The 24,532-nt window shown below is 61.8% G+C and carries 21 protein-coding genes, 1 tRNA gene and 1 pseudogene; 9 read left to right on the forward strand and 14 right to left on the reverse strand.

Annotated elements, in window-relative coordinates:
* Positions 1–124 precede the first annotated feature (124 nt).
* The gene (locus tag IB241_RS11520) at positions 125–976 is read right to left on the reverse strand and encodes a LysR family transcriptional regulator (protein ID WP_192298503.1); all 852 of its coding nucleotides are present in this window, start codon (positions 974–976) and stop codon (positions 125–127) included.
* A gap of 108 nt (positions 977–1,084) precedes the next feature.
* Between IB241_RS11520 and IB241_RS11525 the strand changes: the two genes are divergently transcribed.
* Positions 1,085–2,254: a CynX/NimT family MFS transporter gene (locus tag IB241_RS11525; RefSeq protein ID WP_192298504.1), complete on the forward strand. Its 1,170-nt coding sequence runs from the start codon at positions 1,085–1,087 to the stop codon at positions 2,252–2,254.
* Positions 2,255–2,352: 98 nt separating this feature from the next.
* Entirely contained in the window at positions 2,353–3,288 is a 936-nt protein-coding gene (locus IB241_RS11530; RefSeq protein WP_192298505.1) for a LysR family transcriptional regulator, read from the forward strand.
* On the opposite strand, the gene IB241_RS11535 is transcribed toward IB241_RS11530, so the two are convergent.
* Positions 3,179–4,273 (reverse strand): fatty acid desaturase, encoded by a 1,095-nt coding sequence (locus tag IB241_RS11535; RefSeq protein WP_192298506.1) that lies wholly within the window; start codon positions 4,271–4,273, stop codon positions 3,179–3,181. The two genes, IB241_RS11530 and IB241_RS11535, sit on opposite strands and share 110 nt — an antisense overlap.
* A gap of 100 nt (positions 4,274–4,373) precedes the next feature.
* Here IB241_RS11535 and IB241_RS11540 point away from each other — a divergent pair, with 100 nt between their 5' ends.
* On the forward strand, positions 4,374–5,378 hold the full coding sequence (locus IB241_RS11540) for an AraC family transcriptional regulator (protein ID WP_192298507.1): 1,005 nt from the start codon (positions 4,374–4,376) through the stop codon (positions 5,376–5,378).
* A gap of 121 nt (positions 5,379–5,499) precedes the next feature.
* Here IB241_RS11540 and IB241_RS11545 read toward each other — a convergent pair whose 3' ends face one another.
* Both IB241_RS11545 and IB241_RS11550 read right to left on the reverse strand, forming a co-directional pair.
* A complete protein-coding gene (locus tag IB241_RS11545) occupies positions 5,500–5,865 on the reverse strand; it encodes a response regulator transcription factor (RefSeq protein WP_192298508.1) in 366 nt (121 codons plus the stop codon).
* Positions 5,866–5,903: 38 nt separating this feature from the next.
* Entirely contained in the window at positions 5,904–6,590 is a 687-nt protein-coding gene (locus IB241_RS11550) for a Crp/Fnr family transcriptional regulator (RefSeq protein ID WP_192298509.1), read from the reverse strand.
* A gap of 83 nt (positions 6,591–6,673) precedes the next feature.
* Between IB241_RS11550 and IB241_RS11555 the strand changes: the two genes are divergently transcribed.
* A complete protein-coding gene (locus IB241_RS11555; protein WP_192298510.1) occupies positions 6,674–7,201 on the forward strand; it encodes a DUF962 domain-containing protein in 528 nt (175 codons plus the stop codon).
* A 129-nt stretch (positions 7,202–7,330) separates the two neighbouring features.
* On the opposite strand, the gene IB241_RS11560 is transcribed toward IB241_RS11555, so the two are convergent.
* The 6 genes from IB241_RS11560 to dibA all read right to left on the reverse strand — a co-directional run bounded on the left by IB241_RS11560 (position 7,331) and on the right by dibA (position 13,700).
* A complete protein-coding gene (locus tag IB241_RS11560; protein WP_192298511.1) occupies positions 7,331–8,311 on the reverse strand; it encodes a sulfate/molybdate ABC transporter ATP-binding protein in 981 nt (326 codons plus the stop codon).
* Positions 8,312–8,314: 3 nt separating this feature from the next.
* Complete coding sequence (gene cysW, locus IB241_RS11565; RefSeq protein ID WP_192298512.1) at positions 8,315–9,187, reverse strand: sulfate ABC transporter permease subunit CysW; 873 nt, start codon at positions 9,185–9,187, stop codon at positions 8,315–8,317.
* Positions 9,188–9,200: 13 nt separating this feature from the next.
* Positions 9,201–10,019, reverse strand: a complete 819-nt coding sequence (cysT, locus tag IB241_RS11570) for a sulfate ABC transporter permease subunit CysT (protein WP_192298513.1) — start codon at positions 10,017–10,019, stop codon at positions 9,201–9,203.
* Positions 10,020–10,217: 198 nt separating this feature from the next.
* The gene (locus IB241_RS11575) at positions 10,218–11,228 is read right to left on the reverse strand and encodes a sulfate ABC transporter substrate-binding protein (RefSeq protein ID WP_192298514.1); all 1,011 of its coding nucleotides are present in this window, start codon (positions 11,226–11,228) and stop codon (positions 10,218–10,220) included.
* 74 nt (positions 11,229–11,302) lie between these two features.
* On the reverse strand, positions 11,303–11,485 hold the full coding sequence (oscA, locus tag IB241_RS11580; RefSeq protein ID WP_003170956.1) for a sulfur starvation response protein OscA: 183 nt from the start codon (positions 11,483–11,485) through the stop codon (positions 11,303–11,305).
* Between the two features lie 301 nt (positions 11,486–11,786).
* Positions 11,787–13,700 carry a phosphodiesterase DibA gene (gene dibA / locus IB241_RS11585; RefSeq protein WP_192298515.1) on the reverse strand — a complete coding sequence of 638 codons (1,914 nt, stop codon included), beginning with the start codon at positions 13,698–13,700 and terminating at the stop codon, positions 11,787–11,789.
* Positions 13,701–13,866: 166 nt separating this feature from the next.
* On the opposite strand from dibA, the gene desA reads away from it, so the two are divergent.
* Together desA and IB241_RS11595 are read left to right on the forward strand one after the other, a co-directional pair.
* The gene (gene desA, locus IB241_RS11590; protein WP_192298516.1) at positions 13,867–15,051 is read left to right on the forward strand and encodes a delta-9 fatty acid desaturase DesA; all 1,185 of its coding nucleotides are present in this window, start codon (positions 13,867–13,869) and stop codon (positions 15,049–15,051) included.
* Positions 15,052–15,239: 188 nt separating this feature from the next.
* On the forward strand, positions 15,240–16,241 hold the full coding sequence (locus tag IB241_RS11595) for a GGDEF domain-containing protein (RefSeq protein ID WP_192298517.1): 1,002 nt from the start codon (positions 15,240–15,242) through the stop codon (positions 16,239–16,241).
* 136 nt (positions 16,242–16,377) lie between these two features.
* Here IB241_RS11595 and IB241_RS11600 read toward each other — a convergent pair whose 3' ends face one another.
* From IB241_RS11600 to gabD, 4 genes are all read right to left on the reverse strand, one after another.
* Positions 16,378–17,586, reverse strand: coding sequence for an HDOD domain-containing protein (locus IB241_RS11600; RefSeq protein ID WP_192298518.1), 1,209 nt, complete (start codon positions 17,584–17,586; stop codon positions 16,378–16,380).
* An 86-nt stretch (positions 17,587–17,672) separates the two neighbouring features.
* The gene (locus tag IB241_RS11605; protein WP_192298519.1) at positions 17,673–17,933 is read right to left on the reverse strand and encodes a hypothetical protein; all 261 of its coding nucleotides are present in this window, start codon (positions 17,931–17,933) and stop codon (positions 17,673–17,675) included.
* A gap of 255 nt (positions 17,934–18,188) precedes the next feature.
* Positions 18,189–19,466 (reverse strand): 4-aminobutyrate--2-oxoglutarate transaminase, encoded by a 1,278-nt coding sequence (gabT, locus tag IB241_RS11610; RefSeq protein WP_192298520.1) that lies wholly within the window; start codon positions 19,464–19,466, stop codon positions 18,189–18,191.
* Positions 19,467–19,651: 185 nt separating this feature from the next.
* On the reverse strand, positions 19,652–21,094 hold the full coding sequence (gabD, locus tag IB241_RS11615; protein ID WP_017734500.1) for an NADP-dependent succinate-semialdehyde dehydrogenase: 1,443 nt from the start codon (positions 21,092–21,094) through the stop codon (positions 19,652–19,654).
* A gap of 371 nt (positions 21,095–21,465) precedes the next feature.
* Between gabD and IB241_RS11620 the strand changes: the two genes are divergently transcribed.
* The 3 genes and pseudogenes from IB241_RS11620 to IB241_RS11630 all read left to right on the forward strand — a co-directional run bounded on the left by IB241_RS11620 (position 21,466) and on the right by IB241_RS11630 (position 24,368).
* A tRNA-Arg gene (locus IB241_RS11620) sits at positions 21,466–21,542 on the forward strand.
* Between the two features lie 361 nt (positions 21,543–21,903).
* Positions 21,904–23,645: pseudogene (locus IB241_RS11625) on the forward strand (DUF927 domain-containing protein); the annotation flags it as partial.
* Between the two features lie 90 nt (positions 23,646–23,735).
* Positions 23,736–24,368, forward strand: a complete 633-nt coding sequence (locus IB241_RS11630) for a hypothetical protein (RefSeq protein ID WP_225595428.1) — start codon at positions 23,736–23,738, stop codon at positions 24,366–24,368.
* The last annotated feature ends 164 nt before the right edge of the window (positions 24,369–24,532 follow it).

Below are 24,532 nucleotides of genomic sequence, written 5' to 3' on the forward strand. Positions count from 1 at the left end.
CATAGACCGAAACTGCATAACCGAGCCGGACTGAAACGCCAAACCCACGTCGTTCGTGGCCTGGCGCCGAGGCGTGTTTTTTCAATGCTTTACAGGCATACAAAATATTCAGCAAAGGCATGGCTCAACACGGGCTGTTTGCACATAAATCGAACAACTCGCTCTGTAGACACTGCCCCGCCGCCCCCAGGCCGCTGCGCGCATACAACGCCAGGCGCACGCCCTGCACCACCGGCAGGCCGCTGTCCTCACCCAGGATCTGGTGCCCGGCCTGCACCACCCGTACCGGCAGCAAGCTGATACCCAAGCCCGCCGCCACCGCCGCACACACACCTGCCAGGCTGGCGCTGGAATAGCCGATGCGCCAGCGCCAGCCGCCGACTTCCAGGTGTTGCAGCATCTCGTTGCGGTACAGCCCGCCCACCGGGAACGCCACCAGCGGCAGCGGCTCGCGGTCCAGGCACGGCATGCTGCGGCTGTCGACCCAGCACAATGGCTCCGGCCACGAGGCCAGGCAGTCATCGCTGTCGCCCATCTGCTTGACCAGCAGCACGTCGAACTCACCACTGCGGTATTGGCGCTGCAACTCGGGGCCCAGGCCACTGGTGACTTCCAGGCGCACCCGTGGATACGCCCCGACAAACGCCGAGAGCAGCGGCAGCAGGCGCTCGGAGGCGAAATCTTCCGGCACGCCCAGGCGCAGCACGCCGTCGCTTTGCTGGTTGATCAGCACGTCGGCGGCCTCTTCATGCAGCGCCAGGATGCGCCGCGCGTAGGCCAGCAAGCGCTCACCCTCGGTGGTGGCGACCACGCGGCGCTGATCGCGGTCGAGCAACTGGCAACCGGCGACGTCCTCCAGGCGGCGGATCTGCTGGCTTACGGTGGATTGGGTCAGGTGCAGGCGCTCGGCGGCGCGGGTGAAGTTGCCGCAGTCCACTACGGCAACAAAGCTGCGTAACAACACGGGATCGAACATGGCGCTCACCATTCAACTTGCCACTGATTGGCATGGTTATATTTAATTTCAGAATACCTGCGGCGCTGCCCATACTCACGCCTCATTTACCTGCCGCAAGGGCGCCGCATGACCCTCAATAAATCCTTCGCCGGCTGGGGCCTGCTGATCGTGTTGGGCCTCAACCTGCGGCCGATCCTCAGTTCCATCAGCCCGTTGCTCGGCGAAATCCGCCTGGCCACCGGCCTGAGTTTCCAGAGCAGCGCCCTGCTCACCAGCCTGCCGGTGATTTGCATGGGCCTGGTCGCACTGGTCGGCGTGCGCGTCGAGGCGCAACTGGGCGAGCGGCGCGGCATCGCGTTGGGCCTGATGATGATTCTGCTGGCGTGCCTGGCGCGCTGGCTGATGGGCCAGGGCGCGGCGCTGCTGGTGACGGCGCTGTTGGGGGGTGCGGGCGTGGCGCTGATCCAGGCGTTGGTGCCGGCGATGATCAAGCGCGAATTCCAGCACCGCGTGCCGGTGGCGATGGGCGTGTATTCGGCCTCGTTGATGGCCGGCGGCGGTTTGGCGGCGCTGCTCAGCCCGCTGGTGGCCACGCAGTTCGGCGCTTGGCAGGCGGGGCTCGGCGTGTGGCTGCTGCCCGCGCTGGCGGCGTTGTTGCTGTGGGCCTGTTTGCCCCTGGGTGCGGCGAAAAGCGCCAGGCAGATACCAGCATTCAAGGGCCTGCGCAACCGCCGCGCCTGGCTGCTGGCGTTGTATTTCGGCTTGGTCAATTGCGGCTACATGAGCCTGGTGGCGTGGCTGCCGGCGTTCTATCAGCAACTGGGTTGGGGCGTACTGCCCAGCGGTTCGTTGCTGGCGTTCATGACCATCTTCCAGGTGCTCGCCGCGCTGTTGATGCCGGTGCTGGCGCAACGCGGCATCGACCGGCGGCCGTTGCTCGGCATCAGCCTGCTGGCGCAGACCATCGGGTACCTGGGGCTGATCATGGCCCCGCTGCAATTTCCCCATGTGTGGGTGGCGCTGTGCGGCTTCGGCCTGGGCGCGTGTTTTGCCCTGAGCCTGCTGCTGACCCTCGACCATCACCGCGACCCGCGCCAAGCCGGGCAACTGGCGGCCTTCGTGCAGGGCGTGGGCTTCCTGATCAACGCGGTGTCGCCGTGGATGACCGGCTGGCTGCGCGAACTGAGCGGCAATTTTGTCAGCGCCTGGGTGGTGCTGACCGTCACCGCCGTGGCAATGCTGGTGGTGACACGAGTGTTCAGCCCGGCCACCTACCGCACGGCAGCCGCTCTATAGATATGCATTTAAGATCTAGATAAAACAAACATGCTTCATTGACGAAATAAGCAAGCCCCTTAAAATCCCGGTTCCCCCTCTTGGACGCCGGGCGCCCCATGGATCTTCGCCAACTGCGCTACTTCATCGCGCTCAACGAGCACCGCAGTTTCGTGCGTGCCGCCGACGCCATGGGCATCACGCAACCGGCGTTCAGCCGCAGCATCCAGGGCCTGGAGCAGGAATTCGGCTGCGTGCTGGTGGACCGCGCCCACAAGGAGCTGCGCCCCACCCCCGAAGGCCAGGTGGTGCTGCAACATGCCCTGAGCCTGGTGCAAGGCGCGGCGTTGCTCAGCCACGAAGTCACGCGCATGACCAAGCTCGACGCCGGTGAAGTACGTTTTGGCAGTGATGGGGCGGCGGCGGTCAATCTGGTGCCCCAGGCCCTCGCGCGGTTTATCACCACCTACCCCAAGGTGCGCAGCGCGTTGCAGGTGGATAACTGGGAAAAACTCGGGCGTAGCCTGAGCCGCGAAGAGATCGAGTTTTTTATCGCCGATGTGCGCCACTTCGAGGCCGACCCGAACTTCCAGACCCGGGCCCTGACACCCCGGCGCAGTGTGTTTTTCTGCCGCGCCGGGCACCCGTTGCTGGCCAAGGACAGCCTGTCCACCAACGACCTGTTCGGCTACCCGCTGGCCACGCCGCTGATCGCGCCGGGCATTCGCAAACTGCTGGCCAACCTCAGCGGGCGTATCGACTTTGTGCCCGCCATCGAGCTTGAGCAGTTCTCGACACTGGCGAGCATCGTGCGCCAGTCCGATGCGATTGGCCTGGGCGCCGAAGAAGCCTTCGTCGAAGCGTTCACCAGCGGCGCGTTGCAGGTGCTGCACTGGCGCAACCTGCCCCACGCCCTCGACAGCCTGAGCAACCGCTGCGGCGTGATCAGCCGCGCTGGGGTGCGCTTGTCGCCTGCGGCGAAGGCGTTGATCGAGACGCTGCAGGCGGTGGAAAACCAAGCCGATTGGCCCGCGCAAACGTCCCGAAATCATTGAAGCGTACGCCCATCTGCGCCATGACCTGATGCGCGACCCTGGCGGTCAGTTGGCGGATGTAGAACGGCTCCTTGACCACAAAATGGTGGATGCCGTGGGTGCTGCCGAAGTTGAAGCAGAACGCCTGCAACGGCCACAGCCACCACGGGTTCAGCACCTGGGTCTGCTGGATCACGTTGCCCGGCTCCACATCGCCGTAGTAGTGCATGTTGGAGCTGACAAAGTGCAGGCAAAAGGTGCGCAGCACGTTGGGGCCGATGATCACCACGGCGGCGATGTCGATCACGTGCATCATCTGCAAGGTGCCGGCCGACCACTCGATGGGCGCCCCCAGCAGGCTGGCGACGCCATTGGCCGCGTGAAAGCCGAGGAACACATACCACGCGCCCCAATGCAGCAGCGCCAGCGGTGCGTAGACCAGCAGCGCACGCTTGAGGATGCTGAGTTTGTGCTTCCAGGTTTTGGCCCGCAGCATTCGGATAAACGCCGACATGACGTTGTCACCGACCATCAACAGCCGCGCCAGCCCCCAGGGTTCACCGTTGGTGATGGCGCGCTCCTCCATGTCGGCCTCGGTGCCGGAGACCTTGTGGTGGTTCAGATGCAGATGACGGCGGACCCACGGGTTGATCGTGCTCGGCCGCGCCAGCCAGACCAGGCCCATCATCAGGTTGTGGGGGATGCGCTGCTTGCGAAAGTACATGCTGTGGATCAGGTCGTGTTCCAGCTCGTGGGTCAGCGAGGCGAGAAACGCATTGATCAGCAGGCACGCCCACCAAGCCATGTGACCGCTGATGTAGAGCGCCGCCGAGCCGAGCATGCCGAGCAACGCAAAGGCCAGGATGCCGGCGCCCAGGGCGTCCTGATGCAGCAGCCAGGGGTGCTGCTGGCGCAGGCGCATGCCTTCGGCCAGCACCACGTCACGGATATGCGCCGCACGCTGTTGTGCGTTCATCTGTTGGGGACTTGCAGAAGTACCGTCCATGCTTCCATCCTCTGGTTATCGATGGATGCATCCTGGCCCATGCGGTCCCCCAGGGCATCAGCTCCACACGCCAACCTGTTGACCGCAAGCGCCAATCACCATGCCCGAAGCCACTTCCCTCGCCAGCTGGACCCGCGCCCTGCGCAAGCAACTCGACGCCCTCGGCCTCGACAGCGCCGCGCTGTGCATCGCAGCCGGGCTCGACCCCCAGCTGATGGACGATCCCAATGCGCGCTACCCGCTGTCGGCCACCACACGCCTGTGGGCGCTGGCGGTGCAGGCCAGCGGCGACCCGGCGATCGGTTTGCGGGTGTCGCGGTTTGTCAGCCCCACCACCTTTCACGCACTGGGCTATGCGCTGGTGGCCAGCGGCAGCCTGCGCGAAGTGTTCGAGCGCATCGTGCGGTATCACCAGGTGGTCAGCGATGCCCTGACCCTGGAGCTGAGCGGGGATGGCGAACGCTACCGTTTTCGCCTGCTGCAACCGCAGGGCAGCCCGGCGCCGGCGTTCGAAGCCATCGATGCGTTTGCGGCGATTTATGTGCGCACCTGCCGTAATCGCCTGGGGCGTGACTATGCACCGCTCGCCGTGTACTTGCGGCGCCCGCAGCCGGCTGACCCAACGCCGTGGCACACGGTGTTTCGCGCGCCGGTGTTTTTTGCCGCCGAGGAAGACCGCCTGGAATTCGCCGCCCAGGACTTCGACAGCCACCTCGACGACGCCAACCCCGAGCTGGCCGAACACAATGAAACCGTGCTCAAGCGCACCCTCGCGCAACTGCAACCGCTGACCTGGGAGCGCAGGGTGCGCCGGGTGATCGAAGCGCAACTGCCCGACGGCGAGCCGAGCGCGGAGCGGGTTGCCCAGGCGTTGCACTTGAGCCTGCGCAGTTTGCAGCGGCATCTGGCGGATGAAGGCTGTCGGTTTGATGCGCTGCTCAACGAGTGCCGGGAGAATCTGGCGTTGCTGCACTTGCGGGACCCGCAATGCTCATTGGCGGAGATCAGTCATTTGCTCGGGTTTGCCGATACCAGCAGTTTCAGCCGCGCGTTCAAGCGCTGGACGGGGGTGACGCCGGGGCAGTTTCGGGAGGGGTTGCGGTAGAGATTTGTGTTGCTTGGGAGGGCCTCTTCGCGAGCAAGCCCGCTCCCACATTTGACCGAGTTCCAACTTTGGAATGCAGTCAAATGTGGGAGCGGGCTTGCTCGCGAAGGCGTCAGATCAGTCAACGCCCTCGATCACGCCGTAACACCTTGCGCACCCGCGCCACCAACGCCTTGGCCGCGAACGGCTTGAGCAAGTAGTCATCCTCATGCAGTTCCAACCCGCGCAGGCGGTCTTCAATTCCACCGGGCGTGGTCAGGAACAACAGCGGCGTGTCGCCCTTCTGGCGAATCGACTGCTGCAACTTCCAGGCATTCAGCCCCGGCAGCATCACATCCAGGATCACCAGATCGTACTCGCTGCTTTCCACAAAGCGCTGGGCCGCCATGCCGTTGGCCGCGACTTCCACGCTGTAGCCCGCCTCGTTCAGGCCCTGGGCCATCTGCTGTGCCTCATCGGATTCATGTTCCACTAACAGCACGCGCATAACACACCTCGATTGATCAGGCCTGCAGGCTAACACCCTCAGGTGTGCGCCGCCTCCCGCAGGCGCTCGGCGTCGAGGATTTCGATTGCGCCGTAGCCCAGGCGCACGATGCCTCGGGCTTGCAGGTCCTTGAGCAGGGCGTTGGTGGTCTGGCGTGACAGGCTGAGCATCGCGGCGAGGTCTTCCTGGGGCAGTTGCACGCTGCGCCGTGAGGGCTCGATGTCGCCGTAGCCCTCGACCATCATCAGCAAACGATGGGCCAGGCGCACCGAGGCGGGCATCAGGCTCAGGTGTTCCAGGCCGATAAAACTCAGGCGCAGTTTCTGGCTCATCAGCAAGGCCAGGTCGCGCCAATACCGGGGGTTTTGCTCAAGAATGCCGAGCAGCGCCTGCTGCGGCACCTGCAACAGCGTGCACGGCCCGACGGCGCTGGCGTCGTGGGTACGCGGCAGGCCGTCGAACAGGCAGATTTCGCCGAACCAGAACGGCGACTCCACCAGGCTCAATACCGCCTCCTTGCCGTGTTCGTTCACCGCGCTGATGCGCAGGCTGCCGTCCAGCACCGCATACAGGCCGCAGGGTGGATCACCGCGTTTGAACAGGCATTGCCCAGCTACCAGCGAGCGCAATCGGGCGTGAGCCAGCAAGCTATGCTGAAACGCTGTAGGCAGGTGGCTGAACCAGTGACCGGCGGCGAGCCGCGCGTGCCATTGAGCTGCGTCCATGGGAACTCCAGAGATTGTCGCCCAACTGACAGTCAGGCAACGACTGACAGAGCATGATCAAACATCCTACAGGAGGAACAAGAATGAAAAGCCTCGTCGAGCATCTTAGCCAATACGCCGCCTACCACCGCGACCCACGCAATATCGCCAGCCACTTTATCGGCATCCCGTTGATTGTCGTCGCAGTGGCCGTGCTGCTGTCACGCCCGCAATGGGCGGTGGCTGGGCTGTGGATTTCACCGGCGGTTCTTCTCGCGTTGTTCAGCGCAGTGTTTTACCTGCGCCTGGAACTGGCGCTGGGTGCACTGATGACGGTGCTGATGGGCTTGTCGGTGTGGGCCGGGCATGTGCTGGCGGCGCAGAGCACAGCGGTGTGGCTCGGCAGCGGCATCGGGATGTTCGTGGTGGGCTGGGTGATCCAGTTCGTAGGGCACTACTACGAAGGCAAAAAGCCCGCGTTTGTGGATGATGTGTCGGGGCTGATCGTCGGGCCGTTGTTTGTGGTGGCCGAGTTGGCGTTTCTGCTGGGGCTGCGCCATGACCTCAAGCAGCAGATCGAAGCACGGTCGGGCCCTGTGACGCGCCGCGATCTTGAGCCGAGAAAGGTCTAGATGTGGGAGCTGGCTTGCCTGCGATAGCGGTGGGTCAGCCAGCACTTTCATCAACTGACACGCCGCCTTCGCGAGCAAGCCCGCTCCCACAGTTTGGTCCCATTCCAGATTGGGCCTGGCGGTGGGTTCTTAGGCTTTTTGCCAGACCTTGGGCTTGAAGAACAGGGTCTCGCCACGAGCCAGACCCGTGAGGCTGTCGTGGTCTTTAACCACTTCAGCTTCGATCAGTTCGCTCTGGCCTTCCACTTTCAACGTCACCCGCGTGGTGGCGCCCAGGGGGCGGATGTCGCGCACTTCGGCGGCGTGGTGGTCTTCCAGTTCATGGCGCGACAGCGACACTTCATGCGGGCGGAACAACACATGATTGTCTTCGCCCAGGTGCAGACGGTTCGAATCACCGAGGAAGTGATAGACGAAATCGCTGGCCGGGTTTTCGTAGACGTCGCCCGGTGAGCCGATCTGCTCGATCACGCCCTTGTTCATCACCACGATACGGTCGGCAACTTCCATGGCCTCTTCCTGGTCGTGGGTCACGAACACCGAGGTCAGGTTGATGTCTTCGTGCAGGCGCGCCAGCCAGCGGCGCAGTTCCTTGCGCACCTTGGCGTCGAGGGCGCCGAAGGGTTCGTCGAGCAGCAGCACTTTGGGCTCCACCGCCAGGGCGCGGGCCAGGGCGATACGCTGGCGCTGGCCACCGGAGAGTTGTTCCGGGTAACGATCCGACAACCAATCCAGCTGCACCATGTTCAGCAGTTCGTGGACCTTGCTGGCGATCTGGCTTTCGCTCGGACGCTGGTTTTTCGGTTTCATGCGCAGGCCGAACGCCACGTTGTCGAACACGGTCATGTGCCGGAACAACGCGTAATGCTGGAACACGAAGCCGACGTTGCGATCACGCACGTCGTGGCCGGAGACGTCTTCACCGTGGAACACGATGCTGCCGTCATCCGGGGTTTCCAGGCCGGCGATGATGCGCAGCAAGGTAGTCTTGCCGCAGCCGGAGGGCCCGAGCAACGCCACCAGCTCGCCACTCTGGATGTCCAGATTGATGCTGTTCAGGGCCTTGAAGGCATTGAAGTTCTTGCTGACATTACGCACTTCGATCGACATGACTTATTCCTCACCGGCACTTTTGCGCAGGCGGTTGATACGGTTCTCGCTCCACTGCTTGAGCAGCAGGATAAAGAGCGCCAGGATCAGCAGCAGGCTGGCCACCGCAAACGCGGCAACGTGGTTGTATTCGTTATAGAGAATCTCGACGTGCAGCGGCAGGGTGTTGGTGACGCCGCGGATGTGGCCGGACACCACCGACACCGCGCCGAACTCGCCCATGGCCCGCGCGGTGCACAGCACCACGCCGTAGATCAGGCCCCATTTGATGTTCGGCACGGTAACGTGCCAGAACATCTGCCAGCCGTTCGCACCGAGCAGCCGCGCGGCTTCTTCTTCCTGGGTGCCCTGCTCTTGCATCAGCGGGATCAGTTCACGGGCCACGAACGGCACGGTGACGAAGATGGTCGCGAGCACGATGCCGGGCAAGGCGAACACGATCTGGATGTCGTGGTCCTGCAACCACGGGCCAAAGAAGCCCTGGGCGCCGAACATCAGCACGTAGACCAGGCCCGCAATGACCGGCGACACCGAGAACGGCAGGTCGATCAGCGTGACCAGGATGCTCTTGCCACGGAACGAGTACTTGCTCACGCACCACGCGGCGCTGACGCCAAACACCAGGTTGAGCGGCACCGAGATCAATACGGCGATCACGGTGAGTTTCAACGCCGACAGCGCGTCGGGTTCAAGGATCGCGGTGAAGAACGAACCCAGGCCGTTCTTCAGGCCCTGGGTCACCACGATCAACAGCGGCAACAGCAGGAACAGCACAAACACCAGCCAGCCGAGGCCGATCAGGATACGTCGTGACGTCGCGCTGCCACGGCGGGCGGCGTTGGCCGAAGACGCGGCGGAAATAGACGATTGGGACATGTTCCGCGCCTCCTTATGGACGTTCGATGCGCCGCTGCAACAAGTTGATCAGCAGCAGCAAGACAAAGGAAACCACCAGCATCAACACCCCGATGGAGGTGGCGCCGCGGTAGTCGTATTGGTCGAGCTTGACCATGATCAGCAGCGGCAGGATCTCGGTTTTCATCGGCATGTTGCCGGCGATGAAGATCACCGAGCCGTACTCACCGACGCCACGGGCAAACGCCAGGGCAAAGCCGGTCAGCCAGGCGGGCAGCAGTGCCGGCACCAGGATGTAGCGGAACACCTGCAACGGCTTGGCGCCCAGGCAGGCGGCGGCTTCTTCGACTTCGCGGGGGATGTCGGCCAGTACCGGCTGCACCGTGCGCACCACGAACGGCAGCGTGACGAACGTCAGCGCCAGGGTGATGCCCAGGGGGGTGTAGGCGATCTTGAAGCCCAGGTCAGCGGCGAACTGGCCGACGAAGCCGTTTGGCGTGTACAGCGCGGTCAGCGCGATACCGGCGACAGCCGTGGGCAAGGCGAACGGCAGGTCGATCATCGCGTCGATGATCTTGCGGCCGGGGAAGGTGTAGCGCACCAGCACCCAGGCCAGCAGTGTGCCGATCACGCCGTTGATCAGCGCGGCGTACAACGCGGTGCTGAAGCTCAATTGCAACGCCGCCAACACGCGCGGAGCGGAGATGATGTTCCAGAACTGATCCCAGGTGAGTTGGGCGGCGTGTACAAACATCGCCGCCAGGGGGATGAGTACGATCAGGCTGAGGTACACCACGGTGTAGCCCAGCGTCAGCCCGAAGCCGGGTATGACGGGGGAGATACGACGCGACATAAGAGTCCTTGGTTAGCGGGGAAGATACCACTGTAGGAACAAGCCTTCTGTGGGGCTGGCTTTTCGGTGGAAGCTGGGCTTGCCCGCGATGCAGGCACCTCGGTGTGTCAGTCACACCTTGGTGATGCTATCGCAGGCAAGTCAGCTCCCACACAAGCCAGATCTCACAGAAAAGCGGGTTACTACAGGTAGTGTTGCTTACTGCGCCGTGTAGATCTGGTCGAACACGCCACCGTCGTTAAAGAACTTCGGCTGGGCAGTTTTCCAGCCGCCGAAGTCTTTGTCGATAGTCACCAGGTCCAGTTTCGGGAACTGTTGGGCGTATTTGGCGGCGACTTTGGCATCGCGTGGGCGGTAGAAGTTTTTCGCCGCAATCTCCTGGCCAGCCGGGCTGTACAGGTGTTTCAGGTATTCGGTGGCGATCTCGGTGTTACCCTTTTTCTCGGCGTTCTTGTCGACCAGGGCAACCGGTGGTTCGGCAAGGATCGACAGGGACGGTACGACGATGTCGAACTTGTCGGCGCCGCCGTCTTCCTTGAGTGCCAGGAAGGCTTCGTTTTCCCAGGCCAGCAACACGTCACCCTGACCGTTGTTGACAAAGGTGATGGTCGAACCGCGAGCGCCGGTGTCCAGCACAGGCACGTGTTTGAACAGCTCTTTCACGTATTCCTGGGCCTTGGCTTCGCTACCGCCGGTTTTCAGGCCGTAGGCCCAGGCGGCGAGGAAGTTCCAGCGGGCGCCGCCGGAGGTTTTCGGGTTCGGGGTGATCACCGACACGTCTTTCTTGATCAGGTCGCCCCAATCCTTGATGCCTTTGGGGTTGCCCTTGCGCACCAGGAACACGATGGTCGAGGTATACGGGGTGCTGGCGTCCGGCAGGCGGGTCTGCCAGTTTTCCGGAAGGGTCTTGCCCAGCTTGGCGATTTCATCGATGTCACCGGCCAGGGCCAGGGTCACGACGTCGGCGCGCAGGCCGTCGATCACGGCGCGGCCTTGCTTGCCCGAACCGCCGTGGGATTGCTGGATCTTCACATTGTCGCCAGGGTGAGCCTGCTTCCAGTAGCTGGTGAACTCAGCGTTGTAGTCCTGGTACAGCTCACGGGTCGGATCGTACGAGACGTTGAGCAACTCGTAGTCCTTGGCAACGGCGGAACCGGCAAACACGGCGCTGGCCAGGGCGGCCAGGGCATAACGGCGAATCGACGACATAGAAGCTCCTGAAAATTCTGGGTGTTGGCTTTTTCTTATAAGTGCGGGTCTAGCATGCGAATCGCCGTTGCTGCTCAGCTCGGTTTGTTACCCGGGTTCTGCAGGCGGAATTTTTCTTTGCGTTCGATCTGTACCACTTGCGCGTTGTGCACAGTGATTTCCACCGCGCCGAACCGCAGATCGCGCAACGCGCTCTGGATCTCACGCAAAATGGCTGCTTCGTCCTGGCCGTCGACGCTACGTAGAGATGCGCTCATGGTCTCGCTCCTGAAATGAATAGAGCCTCGCAGTGGCGGCACTGCTTGCGGCGTGAGAGCGATAGTAGATAAGCGCAGATATTCTTAAAAATACTATTTAAGAATGTTTATATAACCAGAAAGAATTTTCTGATGGGACGTGGGGTTGCGCGGGACTTTCAGGCGTCGACACTGAAATCAAGCCTTGCATAGAGCCAAATGTGGGAGCGGGCTTGCCCGCGAATGCGGTCTGTCAGTGACAGATGTGTTGTCTGATCCATCGCTTTCGCGGGCAAGCCCGCTCCCACATTCTGGCTGTATTTCACATTTGGATTGCCGGTGCCCTCGCCCAATCGATTTCACTCGCAGGCACCGGCCGGCCAAACCAATAACCCTGCCCCATATCGCAATCCTGGGCCAACAGAAACCGCGCCTGCTCCACCTGTTCGATCCCCTCGGCATGCACTTGCATGCCCATGCTTTTCGCCAAGGCAATCACCACGCGCACGATGGCGGCATCATCCTCATCCCATGGCAACCCAGCGACAAACCCCTGGTCGATCTTGAGCTTCTGCACCGGCAGGCGCTTGAGGCGCAGCAGTGAGGAATAGCCGGTGCCAAAATCGTCGATGGCCAGGCGCAAACCCAGTTCGCGCAGGCGGTGCAGTTGCTCCAGGGCCACTTCGGGGTCTTCCATCACAGCGCTTTCGGTGACTTCCAGCTCCAGATACGCCGGGTCCAGGCCGGTGTCGTGCAGCACTTGGGCGACCTGGTCGTACAGCTCGCGCCGGGCGAACAGGCGGCTGGAAACGTTGACCGCGATAAAGCTCAATGGCAAGCCGTCCGCCAGCCATTGGCACATCTGGCGGCACGCCTGGCCCAGCACCCAGGCGTCGATGTCGGCGATCAGCCCGGTGCGTTCGGCGATGGGGATGAAATCCCCCGGGGGCACCAGGCCGCGTTCGGGGTGTTCCCAGCGCACCAGCGCTTCGACGCCCACCAGGCGGCTGTCTTGCAGGTTGTGCACGGGCTGGTAGTAGACGCGCAACTCGTGCTGGTCGAGGGCGCGGCGCAACTCGCTGGCGATTTCCACGCGGTTTTGCGCGTGGGCGGTGAGTTCTTCGGTGTACAACGCGTAGCTTTCGCGCCCGGCGCTCTTGGCCTTGAACAGCGCGGAGTCGGCGTTGCGCAGCAGTTGTTCGGCGCTCAGGGCGTCGCTGGGGAACACGCTGATGCCAATGCTGGCGCTGATGAACAACTGGTGGCCGTCGAAGATGAACGGCTGTTTCATCACATCCAGCATGCGTTGCGCCACGCCGGCGGCTTGCGCGACCTGTGGACAACTTTCCGCCAGCACCGCAAATTCGTCGCCGCCCAGGCGCGCCAGGGTCACACCGGGGCCGAACAGTGCCTTGAGCCGTTCGCCCACCAGTTTCAGCAGTTGATCGCCGACGGCGTGGCCAAGGCTGTCGTTGATGATCTTGAAGTGGTCCAGGTCCAGCAGCAGCAAGGCACAGCCACGCTTGTGCACTTGCGCCGAAGCGAGCGCCTGCTCGGCGCGGTCGGTGAACAGCAGGCGGTTGGGCAGGTCGGTGAGAGGGTCGTGGTGCGCCAGGCGGGCCAGTTCGCGTTCGGAATGCTTGATGGCGCTGATGTCGGAAAATACCGCGACGTAGTGGCTGACGTGGCCCAGATCGTCCTGCACGGCGCGGATGGTTTGCCACTGTGGATAAATCTCGCCGCTTTCGCGTCGGTTCCAGATTTCCCCGCTCCATTCGCCGGTGCGCCCCAGGGTATGGAACATCTGTTGGTAAAAACTCGACGAATGGCGCCCGGATTTGAACAGGCTCGGCTGCTGCCCCATCACGTCTTCGCGCCGGTAGCCGGTGATCTCCATGAAGGCCCGGTTCACGTGCACGATCAGGCCCTTGGCGTCGGTGACCAGCACACCTTCGCGGGTGCAATCGAACACGGCGGCGGCCTGGCGCAGGCGTTCGCGGTTTTCCTTGAGGGGTTGATCCTGCAGGCTGGTGCGGTCGAAGCGTCGGCAGATCAGGTAAATCGCCAAGGCGCTGAGGGCCACCCATACGTAGCCGCGCATCTGCATCCAATGGCTCAACTGACTCGGTTCATCGAGAAAGTTGATCAATACCTGGTGACTGAGCTGGAGCCAGGCAATGGAAACCAGTAGGTATACCAGCCCTACGCGTAGGGCACCTCGGTATGAAAACGGCATATGCTCAGTAATCCTTACCAAAAAAACAGAATCGTCCTACAACCGATGCGGATTATAGAGTAAGAAACATCCAGTCACTCCTATCTGAAAGGGCGGCTGGTTTTCTCTGTGGGCTTAGTGATAATGCGTGAGCTGTTTTTTTCTTTATCTGAGGGCCATACAGCCTATGTGGTACAACGGTTTTCTTGACTTGTCAGCCTGGCAACTGGTGGCAGTCACTCTGTTGATGACCCACGTGACCATCGTTGGGGTCACCGTCTATCTACACCGTTATTCAGCCCATCGTTCCCTGGAACTCAATGGCGGCCTGAAACACTTCTTCCGCTTCTGGCTGTGGCTGACCACGGCGCAGAACACCCGCGAGTGGACGGCCATCCACCGCAAGCACCACGCCAAATGCGAAACCGTCGATGACCCGCACAGCCCGGTGATCAAGGGCTTGTCCACGGTATTGCGCAAAGGTGCCGAGCTGTACCGCGCCGAAGCGGAAAACCCCGAGACCCTGCGCATCTACGGCAAGAACTGCCCGGACGACTGGATCGAACGCAAGCTTTACACCCCCTACCCGCTGCTGGGCGTGGCGATCATGGGCGTGATCGATCTGCTGCTGTTCGGCACCATCGGCATCACCATCTGGGCGATCCAGATGATGTGGATCCCGTTCTGGGCCGCCGGAGTGATCAACGGCCTGGGCCATGCCGTCGGCTATCGCAATTTCGAATGCCGTGATGCGGCGACCAACCTGGTGCCGTGGGGCATCATCGTCGGTGGCGAAGAGCTGCACAACAACCATCACACCTACCCCAACTCCGCCAAGCTGTCGGTGAAGAAGTGGGAGTTCGACCTGGGCTGGGCCTGGATCAAAGTGTTCAGCTTCCTGCGCCTGGCCAAGGTGCAGCGCGTGGCACCGATTGCCCACCGCGTCGAGGGCAAGGGCCACCTGGACATGGACACCGCCATGGCGATCCTCAACAACCGCTTCCAGATCATGGCCCAGTACCGCAAGTTGGTGATCGGCCCGCTGGTCAAGCAAGAGCTGGAAAAGGTCGATCATTCGGTACGCCACCAGTTCCATCGCGCCAAGCGCTTGCTATCGCGCGAGACCAGCCTGCTGGATGAGCGCCATCACGTGCGCATCCAGAGCATGCTGGAGCACAGCCACGCCCTGACTGTGATCTACGAGAAGCGCCTGGCGCTGCAACAGATCTGGCTCAAGACCAGCAGCAACGGCCACGATATGCTCGCCGCGATCAAGGAGTGGGTACACGAGGCAGAGGCCAGCGGCATCCAGTCCCTGCGCGATTTTGCCCACCAGTTGAAGACCTATTCGCTGCGTCCTGCGGCAGCCTGACGGTGCAGTGGGAGGGCCTGCCCTCCCACGTATCGGCTTTTTGGCGTCATTTACCGGGCACCGGCAATCGGTGCTGTTGACGGAACTTCACTGCAATTCCCCTCTCTCAATGAACACTTCGCCATCATGGTGGCCCCTTGTAGTGACCGCTGCTTTATCCTGCGGCGCGCCCAGAGAGAGTTGTGCCGATGGTTCACGAAAAGCCCTATCTGCCCGATACCCCCACCACTGAACCGCCCCTTCCGACGGCGGCGGCAACCCTGCTGGCGCTGATGCATGCCCAGGGTGAAGTCGAGCGGCTGAGCGAGCGCGAGCAGCTGTTGAGCTCGCTGCTGGTCAGCGTCAACGCCGTGCTGTGGGCCATCGATTGGGAAACGCGCCGCGTGCTGTACGTGAGCCCGGCCTATGAGCGCGTGTTCGGGCGACCCGCCGGATTGCTGCTGGCCGACCATCGGGAATGGCGCAACAGCATTCACCCCGAAGACCTCGACTACGCCGAACACAGCCTGGCCCGCGTGCTGGAACAAGGCACCGTGGAAGACCGCGAATACCGCATCATCACCGCGGACGGGCAGATCCGCTGGCTCAGCGACAAGTGCTACATCAACCAGCAGGTCGAGCCCGGTAAGCCGGTGATCGTGGTCGGCATGGCCGAAGACATCACCGAAAAGAAGCAGCTGGAACTGGAACTGCACCGCCTCGCCACCACCGACGTGCTGACCCAGAGCAGCAACCGCCGGCACTTCTTCGAATGCGCCAACCAGGCGTTCGACAGTGCCTGCGCCCAGGCCGCGCCGCTGGCGTTCCTGCTGCTGGACATCGATGACTTCAAGGACATCAACGACACCTACGGCCACCTGGAGGGCGATCAGGTACTGCGCCGCATCGCCGAGAGCGGTCGCGGGGTATTGCGCCGTGGCGACCTGTTCGGGCGCATTGGCGGCGAAGAATTCGCCGCCGTACTGCCCGGTTGCGCGCCAGAGATGGCGTTGCAGGTGGCCGAGCGCCTGGGCAGGGAGATTCAGGAGTTGAGTTTCAACTATGAAGGCCAGGCATTCAGCGTGACCGTCAGCCAGGGCTTGGCCAGCCTGGACGAACAGGACTCGACCTTGGACAGCCTGTTCGCCCGTGCGGATGCAGCGATGTATGAGGCCAAGCGCCAAGGCAAGAATCGCGTCGTCGCCAGCTAGACACAGATCCAACGGTGAAGCAGATCCAATCTGGGAGCGGGCTTACCCGCGATGGCGGTGGGTCAGCTAAAAATTTGCTGACTGACACACCCTCATCGCGGGCAAGCCCGCTCCCACATTTGCATCTCACTGTTCTCTAGGCCTTGCGCACCCGCGTCAGCTCCGACAGGCCCATCTTGAGCAACCGCGCGGTCTTGCCATTGGCCAGTGCTTCCAGCCCTTCATGCTCGGTCAGGCGCGCCATCTGCGCCGCCAGGTTGACCACCAGCGCATCCCGCGCATACACCCCGCCTTCCAGCGAATAGATCGCCGCGATCAACTGGCGCAGCTCATGGGGCAAGCGCCAACGCGCGCGCAGTGCCGAGCCATAGGCGGCGCCGAAGGTGTAGAGCGACTCGCCAATCGCCTCGTCGTCCAATGCCCCGCCACCCTGGCGCCAGTCCTCCAGGCAGCGCAGCAGCGCCAGGTCGCCGAGCCGATGCAGCAGGCCGGCGGCATAGCAGCGCTCGTGATCGAGTTCCAAAAGGCGCGCCAGGCGTCGGGCGAAGTCGGCGGTGTCCTGGGAAAACTGCCAGTGCCGTTCGGCATAAGCCACCAGCCCCGGGTCGCCCAGCACCACGTTGTGCTTGAGGGCCAGGCCCAGAATCAGGTTCATGCTTTGCCCCGCCGCCAGCTTGTGCAACGCCGCCGGCAAGGTCTGTACCGGCGTGCCGTGATGGCCGGCGCTGTTGGCGGCGGCGATCAGCACAGCGGTGATTTGCGGGTCCGTGCGCACCAGGTCTTCCAGGCGCTTGAGATCCAGGCCGTCGGGGCCAAGGCTCTTTTGCACTGCCGCTTTGACATCAACGCGCAGCGGCGCGCCATCGCAGGCGTCGCGACGACGCTCCAGGAACACCGGCAACGTCATGCCCGGCGCCAACGGCGGGATCTCGCAATACACGCTCTCGCCTTCATTGAGCAGCAGGTCCTGCAGGCGCTGGGTCAGGCTTTCCATGTTCAGGGGTTTGGTCAGGTACGCCGTGGGCGCCAGGGGCAAGGCTTCACGCACGCTGGCGGTGTCATTGCGACTGCTCAGCAGAATGAACGGCAGCGCCGGCGTACGGCGCTGCTGACGCACGTGGCGCAGCAGACTCAGGCCATCGACGCCCGGCAGCTCCCAATCGGCCAGGATCAGGTCGTAGGCCTTGTCCCGCAGCAGCGTAGCCGCTTGCAGACCATCGGCACACACGTCCAGCCGTGCGTCACAGCGCACGTTCAACAACACTTGCTTGAGCAGGTCCAGCGACCAGGGGTCTGCTTCAGCGATCAACACTCGGGGTACAGCGGGTAGATCAACAGCCGTCATCCTGCACGCTCCATCGGCAATGCTTGCACCTTAGTCAATGCGCACGCGTACGTACAATGAACGAGGCTAAAAACCACCAACCCCATTCAAGGCATCGGCTTGAAAACCGGCTTTCGCCTCAGCCCCGTCTTGAGCGAATCATTCAGCGCCATGATGCGCCCCGCATCCCATTCAGCTTGCATCGCATGGTAGAGGCCAGGATCGATGCGTGACTGATGCAACCTGAGGGCTTCGGACAATGCTTGTGCAATACGCTCGATGACGAGCCCCGGTTTCTCCACACCACAATGCTTGCGACCGAACTCGATCAACTGCTGGCGATCCGGATAGGTCTTCACTTTGTTCATCTTGATCGCCAGGGTGATCTGCGCACGGATCGGCGAGGGATTTAAGGTCTATCCGCTTGTCGACCACTTCCAGCGCCATGCCCAACGCTGAAATGACCCTGAACACGGTATTCATCGCCACATTCTCCCCCGCCTCCAGATCAATGATCGTCTTGCGGTTGTAATGGACATTTCAACTGCCTTGCGTCAGCTAAATCTGCAGGCAAAAAAAACCCGCCGAAGCGGGTTTTTTCTGTCGATCAAGTCAGCGTCCGCTTACAGCTCGGAGAAGCATTCTTCGATGATCGCCAGGCCTTTGTCCAATTGCTCGTCCGGCGCGGTCAGCGGGACCAGTACGCGCAACACGTTGCCGTAGGTACCGCAGCTCAGCAGGATCAGGCCCTTGTCACGCGCCTTGGCCACCACGGCAGCCACGGCCGCAGCGTTTGGCTTGTGGGTGTCGCCGTCGTCGAACAGCTCGACCGCGATCATCGCGCCCAGGGCACGTACGTCGCCGATCACCGGGTACTTGGCCTGGATGGCTTTCAGGCCAGTGACCAGACGTTCGCCAACGGCCTTGCTGCGGTCCAGCAGGTGCTCTTCTTCGAACACTTCCATGACCGCCAGCGCAGCGGCGCAAGCGATCGGGCTGCCGGCATAGGTGCCGCCCAGGCCGCCTGGGGCGATGGCGTCCATGTATTCAGCCTTGCCGCACACACCGGCCAGGGGGAAGCCACCGGCGATGGATTTGGCGAAGGTGGTCAGGTCGGCAGCAACGCCCATCTGTTCCATGGCGAAGAACGTGCCGGTACGGCCGGCACCGGTTTGCACTTCGTCGGCGATCAGCAGGATGCCGTGCTTGTCGCACAGTTCGCGCAGGCGCTTCATGAAGGATTTTGGCGCGACGTAGAAACCGCCTTCGCCCTGCACCGGCTCGATGATGATGGCCGCGATGTCACGCGGCTCGGCATCGTTCTTGAAGATGCGTTCGATGCTGGCGATGGAATCGTCGTCGCTCACACCGTGCAGTTCGTTCGGGTACAGCGCGCGGAATACGCCGCCGGGCATCAGGCCCATGCCGGCCGAGTACGGCACGACTTTACCCGTCAGGCCCAGGGTCATCATGGTACGGCCGTGGTAGGCGCCGGTGAAGGCGATCACGCCAGCACGGCCAGTGGCGGCACGGGCGATCTTGACGGCGTTTTCAACGGCTTCGGAACCGGTGGTGACCAGCAGGGTTTTCTTGGCGAAATCACCTGGCACCTTGGCGTTCACTTTCTCGCACACTTCCACGTAAGGCTCGTAGGCCAGTACCTGGAAGCAGGTGTGGGTCAGTTTGTTCAGTTGCTCGGTCACGGCAGCGATGATTTTCGGGTGCACGTGGCCGGTGTTCAGCACGGCGATACCGCCGGCGAAGTCGATGAACTCGCGACCTTCAACGTCGGTCACGGTGGCATTCTTCGCGGAGTCGGCGAAGATCGGGTGAATCTGGCCAACACCGCGCGGTACAGCGGCTTCGCGGCGTTTCATCAGGGATGCGTTGGTCTTGCTCATAAAGTCCTCATTCGCCACTCATCGGGTGGCGGGGTCCAAGGAATACGTGACGGGGAGGCAACTGCGGCAGCATGCGATGATCGACTGCCACAGCGTTCCCGGCCACTACGAATAACGTCTTGAAACACGCAAAGGGTCAGCGCTCTCGTGCCCTTTGCGTTTGCAGCAATGCCTTGCCGGGCGGGTCAGATGCCCAGGCAGAGGTATTTGATTTCCAGGTAGTCCTCGATCCCGTACTTGGAACCTTCACGGCCCAGGCCGGAGGCCTTGATGCCGCCGAACGGCGCCACTTCGTTGGAGATCAACCCGGTGTTGACGCCAACCATGCCGTATTCCAGGGCTTCGGCCACGCGGAACACACGGCCCAGGTCGCGGGCGTAGAAGTACGAGGCCAGGCCGAATTCGGTGTCGTTGGACATCGCGATCACTTCGGCTTCGTCTTTGAAACGGAACAGCGGCGCCAGCGGGCCGAAGGTTTCTTCCTTCGCCACAGCGGCATTTTTCGGCACGTTGGTGAGGATGGTCGGCTCGAAGAAATTGCCTTCCATGACCTTGCCGCCCGCCAGCAACGTAGCGCCTTTGCTCAGGGCATCGGCGATGTGTTCCTGCACCTTGGCCACAGCCTTTTCGTCGATCAGCGGGCCGGTGGTGGTGCCGTCTTCCAGACCGTTGCCGATCTTCAACTTGGCTACCGCCACTTTGAGTTTTTCTGCGAACGCGTCGTACACCGAATCCTGGATGTACAGGCGGTTGGCGCAGACGCAGGTCTGGCCGTTGTTGCGGTACTTGGAGATGATCGCGCCTTCGACAGCCTTATCCAGGTCGGCGTCGTCAAACACGATGAACGGCGCGTTACCGCCCAACTCCAGGGAAACTTTCTTGATGTCCTTGGCGCATTCGGCCATCAGCTGGCGACCGATTTCGGTCGAGCCGGTGAAAGACAATTTACGCACGATCGGGTTGCCGGTCAGCTCGCCACCGATGTCGCCGGCGCTGCCGGTCACCACGCTCAGCACGCCTTTGGGGATACCGGCGCGGTGCGCCAGCTCAACCAGGGCCAGGGCCGAGAACGGGGTTTGCGAGGCAGGCTTGATGACCATGGTGCAACCGGCGGCCAGGGCCGGGCCGGCTTTACGGGTGATCATCGCGGCCGGGAAGTTCCACGGGGTGATCGCTGCGGTCACGCCGATCGGCTGCTTGATCACGATCAGGCGCTTGTCGGGCTGGTGGCCGGGAATCACGTCACCGTAGATGCGCTTGGCTTCTTCGGCGAACCACTCGATAAAGGAGGCGGCGTAGACGATTTCGCCCTTGGCTTCGGCCAGCGGCTTGCCTTGTTCGAGGGTCATCAGGCGAGCGAGGTCGTCCTGGTTTTCGATCAGCAGTTCGAACCAACGACGCAGCTTGTTCGCGCGTTCCTTGGCGGTCAGCGCGCGCCAGGCCGGCAAGGCGTTGTCGGCGGCTTCGATGGCGCGGCGGGTTTCCGCGGCGCCCATCTTTGGCACGGTGCCGAGAATCTCGCCCGTGGCCGGGTTGTTGACCTTGATGGTTTGACCGTTGTCCGCATCGACCCAAGCGCCATCGATAAAGGCTTGCTGGCGGAACAACTGGGCATCTTTAAGCTGCATGTCGGGTTTCCTTAACAGCACCGCGCGCACGCGGAGCGAATTAGAGTTGTTGAAAGGCGCCTTGTGGGCTGCCGTCAGGGAAATCAGCCCCAGCGCGCGGACTCAGGTGAAGCGCACGCGGGAGACAGAGCGTTTGAAATCTCAAACGAATCCTAGGATCAATGGGGGGGCAGGGCAATAGTCTGTTCGAAAAAAAGAACGAAAACGGCGCTTTTGCCGAAACTTTCGGATCAGCGTGATTGGGCAGGGTTCCACCGCAATGATCGGCGGTGCCCGGCCCAGGGCGTCAGCGCGCGGATTTCCTACGTTCCAGCGGCCAAAAACCAGCATGGACGCCCAAGGGCGACATGGGTATGATGTCGCCCGCACAAGCATCCGTAGCTCAGCTGGATAGAGTACTGCCCTCCGAAGGCAGGGGTCGTGGGTTCGAATCCCGCCGGGTGCACCATATAGCAGTCTCGGGCTGTCTCAGACAGTCTACGAAACACCCCAAGAAGCCCGCCCTGTGCGGGCTTTCTTGTTTCTGGCTATCCGTCCCTGTCTCCCTCTATAACTTCAACTTCACACCGTATATGCCACGTGCTGATTGAGTTGGGTGCCGCATCAGTACAACGAATTGTGCTCGAAGTGTTCAAGCCCAAGCCCAGCAACAGACGTGGCAAGCCGACGCTCATCAAGGTGGCAATGGGCAGGCGGTGACGATGCAGGGACGCATTAGCCAAAGGCTGAACCGCTGGACACGTGGCAGAGCTCTCGCGCAAGGGCAAGTTGGCGGTGCCTCTGAGCCAACTTAACTTCAAGAACAGAACGCCAAGGCGCACGCCAAACATCCAGCGAAATCGAAAAATGGTCTGATGCCGGGCGGCTTTCGCTTGAAGCCTGAAGGGGTGTTCTATTCAGGTGATGATGGTGAGGCACATCCTGTGTGTTCGCCTCTGGGGTTTGCTGTTCGAATTCGACGACCCGGGCGATGCCAAAAAACGCTGGAACATTCCAGTTAGAACGATGACTTCAGCAAGGACGTACTAGGCCCGCTGGTGGACATGGGCTTGCGCCTTGCCGGAAGTCGATCCAAACGTAACGCACGCAACGACCGGCAGGTTATCTCGGCGGCTTCGACAGCGCCCAGCGCGCACGTTTGGTAACGAGCTTGAATTGGCACGCCAACGCCTTCCTTCTGCCCGAACAACAGATCAGCTCGTACGCCGAACACCAGCATTTTTATGAAGCCGGGGAGCAGTTGCCTCCGATCAGCGAGACAAGCTCTCTGGAGCAATGGCAGCAACAAATTGGCGCACTGTGTGTTGGAAGTCATCGCTTGGCGTTTGTTGTTTCTGTGGCCTTTGCAGGCCCGTTGCTGAACCTGCTGGGACATGAGTCGGGTGGCTTCCACCTGTATGGCGACAGCTCCGGGGGCAAGACCACTCACCTGCAAGTCACTGCATCGGTTTATGGCGGGCCGCGCTTAGTTCGTTCGTGGCGCTCGACCGATAACGCCCTGGAGTCCATCGCCGCTGCACACTCAGACGGCCTCCTGGTGCTAGATAAAATAGGCATGTGCGATCCGCGCATTATCGGCGAGACGGTCTACATGCTCGGCAACGGCACCGGCAACGCCCGGGCGAATGATCGAGGACAAGCGGGCCGACAGGTGCAGGAGTGGCGCTTGCTGTTTCTCTCGACGGGCGAGAAGACGTTGGCACAGCACATGGCAGACGCCAATAAGGAGCTGAAAGCGGGCATGGAGGTTCGCATGCTTGCGGTGCCAGCGGATGCTAGCAAGGGCCTCGGCATGTTCGATGTGCTGAACGGTTTTGAGGACGCTGCTGCCCTCTCCGATGCGCTCAAGGCCCGCGTTGCCAAATACTACGGCACGCCGCTCACTGCCTTCCTGCACGCGCCGTGTGCACCTGGGGAAATGCTCAGGTGGACGGTGATCATTCGCCGCACGGTGGAGCAGTTCATCACCCAAAACCTGCCCGTGTCGGCCAGTGGTCAGGCCCAGCGTGCCGCCCTTCGCTTTGGCCTCGCAGCAGCAGCCGGAGAGTTGGCCACCGCCTTCGGCGTCACCGGTTGGCCGGACGGCACAGCCACGACCGCCGCACGTGTGTGTCTGCATGCGTGGCTGGCAGAGCGTCGCGGCGCCGGTAACTTCGAGGGTGATGCGATTTTGTCGCGGCTGAGACAGGTCATCGAACGCTTTGGAGAAAGCCGCTTTACCCGCTGGGGATCTGCTGCCGCCAAGATCGATGAGCACGGCCCACGCACGATTGATCGGCTGGGCTTTCGCAAGACGATGGAACACAGCATGGGCGATGCCCTACACACCACCAACACTTACTACGTGTTGCCGGAAGCATGGCGATCCGAAATCTTCCGAGGCATGAACCTAAGTGCGGTTAACAAAGAGCTTCTGCGACGAGGTGTTTTAGAGCCTGGAAAGGATGGCAAAGCTTCCACCGCAGTGCGACTACCGGGGCTGGGCTTGCAGCGCTGCTATGTGGTTGTCGCCGTGCCAGAACAAGGTGATCACGGCGCCCAGGCGGCGTAATAGCGGCCGCTCCATGAGGAATGAAGGCTCACCTTGGCCTGGCCCGCCAACGAAAAAAAACAATCAACCTTTCGCCTTTAGGAACGCAACATGAACCAACTAAAACAGCAACAAGCCGCCTTCATTCAAGAACTGGAAACACTGAAAGAAAGCCTGCCACAACTGGAGGCCGAATGGCGTAATGCACCCAGCGGATTTAGTGCGAATGGAAACGTGATTGGCAGCCCTGAAAGCCGCGATGCTATGGAGAGATTGTCAAGCGTCACAGCCCGTATAGATGCGATTCCCGGTGAGCTGGCATCAATTGATCGCAAGCTTCAACACCTGGAGAGGCTGGAAAAAATTGGTCAGATCAAAGCTGACGCTATTCAAGCGATGACCGATGCAACCGCTGAAGTCGAAGCGCTGGAACGGAGAAAATCGCACCTGAACGAGCGGTTTCAGACAATTCAATCAGAAGCCGATCAAGCCTTGCAAAAGGCGCAACAAGCCGAGCGCGATGCTGCAACGTCCTACGCCAAATGCCTCGCAAGCGGTGATGCCGAAGGGGAAAATCAGCAAGCGGCGAAATGCAAAAGGCCGCTAAGCAACTGGCAACAACGGACGAGCAGGTCAGAAGGCAAGACCTCATCCTCGGTGCTCTGCAAGTCGAGCTTGATGCTCTTGAGGCTCAAATCACAAATGCACGCCAACGTGCAGATGAAGCCGAGACCGCGGTATTGAACGCGGTCGGGTTTGCCTTGAACGAGGAATGGAACGCTACGACCGAGCAATTGCTCGCTGTAGGCTCTCGGATACTTACCGTCAGCTACCTAAAGGGTGGAATGGGCGATGCCTTGTCTGGACTTGAGGTGCCTCGCTTCGGCCCCTTCCATTCGAGACTTGAA

This window comes from Pseudomonas sp. PDM05 (assembly GCF_014851685.1).
Classification (GTDB): Bacteria; Pseudomonadota; Gammaproteobacteria; order Pseudomonadales; family Pseudomonadaceae; genus Aquipseudomonas.

Coding starts and splice junctions, on each gene's coding strand:
- IB241_RS11545 (WP_192298508.1), bottom strand. CDS start 5,865: ATGCGCGTGCTGTTAGTGGAACATGAATCCGATGAGGCACAGCAGATG.
- IB241_RS11555 (WP_192298510.1), top strand. CDS start 6,674: ATGAAAAGCCTCGTCGAGCATCTTAGCCAATACGCCGCCTACCACCGC.
- IB241_RS11540 (WP_192298507.1), top strand. CDS start 4,374: ATGCCCGAAGCCACTTCCCTCGCCAGCTGGACCCGCGCCCTGCGCAAG.
- IB241_RS11525 (WP_192298504.1), top strand. CDS start 1,085: ATGACCCTCAATAAATCCTTCGCCGGCTGGGGCCTGCTGATCGTGTTG.
- gabD (WP_017734500.1), bottom strand. CDS start 21,094: ATGCAGCTTAAAGATGCCCAGTTGTTCCGCCAGCAAGCCTTTATCGAT.
- IB241_RS11575 (WP_192298514.1), bottom strand. CDS start 11,228: ATGTCGTCGATTCGCCGTTATGCCCTGGCCGCCCTGGCCAGCGCCGTG.
- IB241_RS11560 (WP_192298511.1), bottom strand. CDS start 8,311: ATGTCGATCGAAGTGCGTAATGTCAGCAAGAACTTCAATGCCTTCAAG.
- IB241_RS11530 (WP_192298505.1), top strand. CDS start 2,353: ATGGATCTTCGCCAACTGCGCTACTTCATCGCGCTCAACGAGCACCGC.
- dibA (WP_192298515.1), bottom strand. CDS start 13,700: ATGCCGTTTTCATACCGAGGTGCCCTACGCGTAGGGCTGGTATACCTA.
- cysT (WP_192298513.1), bottom strand. CDS start 10,019: ATGTCGCGTCGTATCTCCCCCGTCATACCCGGCTTCGGGCTGACGCTG.
- oscA (WP_003170956.1), bottom strand. CDS start 11,485: ATGAGCGCATCTCTACGTAGCGTCGACGGCCAGGACGAAGCAGCCATT.
- desA (WP_192298516.1), top strand. CDS start 13,867: ATGTGGTACAACGGTTTTCTTGACTTGTCAGCCTGGCAACTGGTGGCA.
- IB241_RS11630 (WP_225595428.1), top strand. CDS start 23,736: ATGAACCAACTAAAACAGCAACAAGCCGCCTTCATTCAAGAACTGGAA.
- IB241_RS11600 (WP_192298518.1), bottom strand. CDS start 17,586: ATGACGGCTGTTGATCTACCCGCTGTACCCCGAGTGTTGATCGCTGAA.
- IB241_RS11605 (WP_192298519.1), bottom strand. CDS start 17,933: ATGAACAAAGTGAAGACCTATCCGGATCGCCAGCAGTTGATCGAGTTC.
- cysW (WP_192298512.1), bottom strand. CDS start 9,187: ATGTCCCAATCGTCTATTTCCGCCGCGTCTTCGGCCAACGCCGCCCGC.
- gabT (WP_192298520.1), bottom strand. CDS start 19,466: ATGAGCAAGACCAACGCATCCCTGATGAAACGCCGCGAAGCCGCTGTA.
- IB241_RS11520 (WP_192298503.1), bottom strand. CDS start 976: ATGTTCGATCCCGTGTTGTTACGCAGCTTTGTTGCCGTAGTGGACTGC.
- IB241_RS11535 (WP_192298506.1), bottom strand. CDS start 4,273: ATGGACGGTACTTCTGCAAGTCCCCAACAGATGAACGCACAACAGCGT.
- IB241_RS11595 (WP_192298517.1), top strand. CDS start 15,240: ATGGTTCACGAAAAGCCCTATCTGCCCGATACCCCCACCACTGAACCG.
- IB241_RS11550 (WP_192298509.1), bottom strand. CDS start 6,590: ATGGACGCAGCTCAATGGCACGCGCGGCTCGCCGCCGGTCACTGGTTC.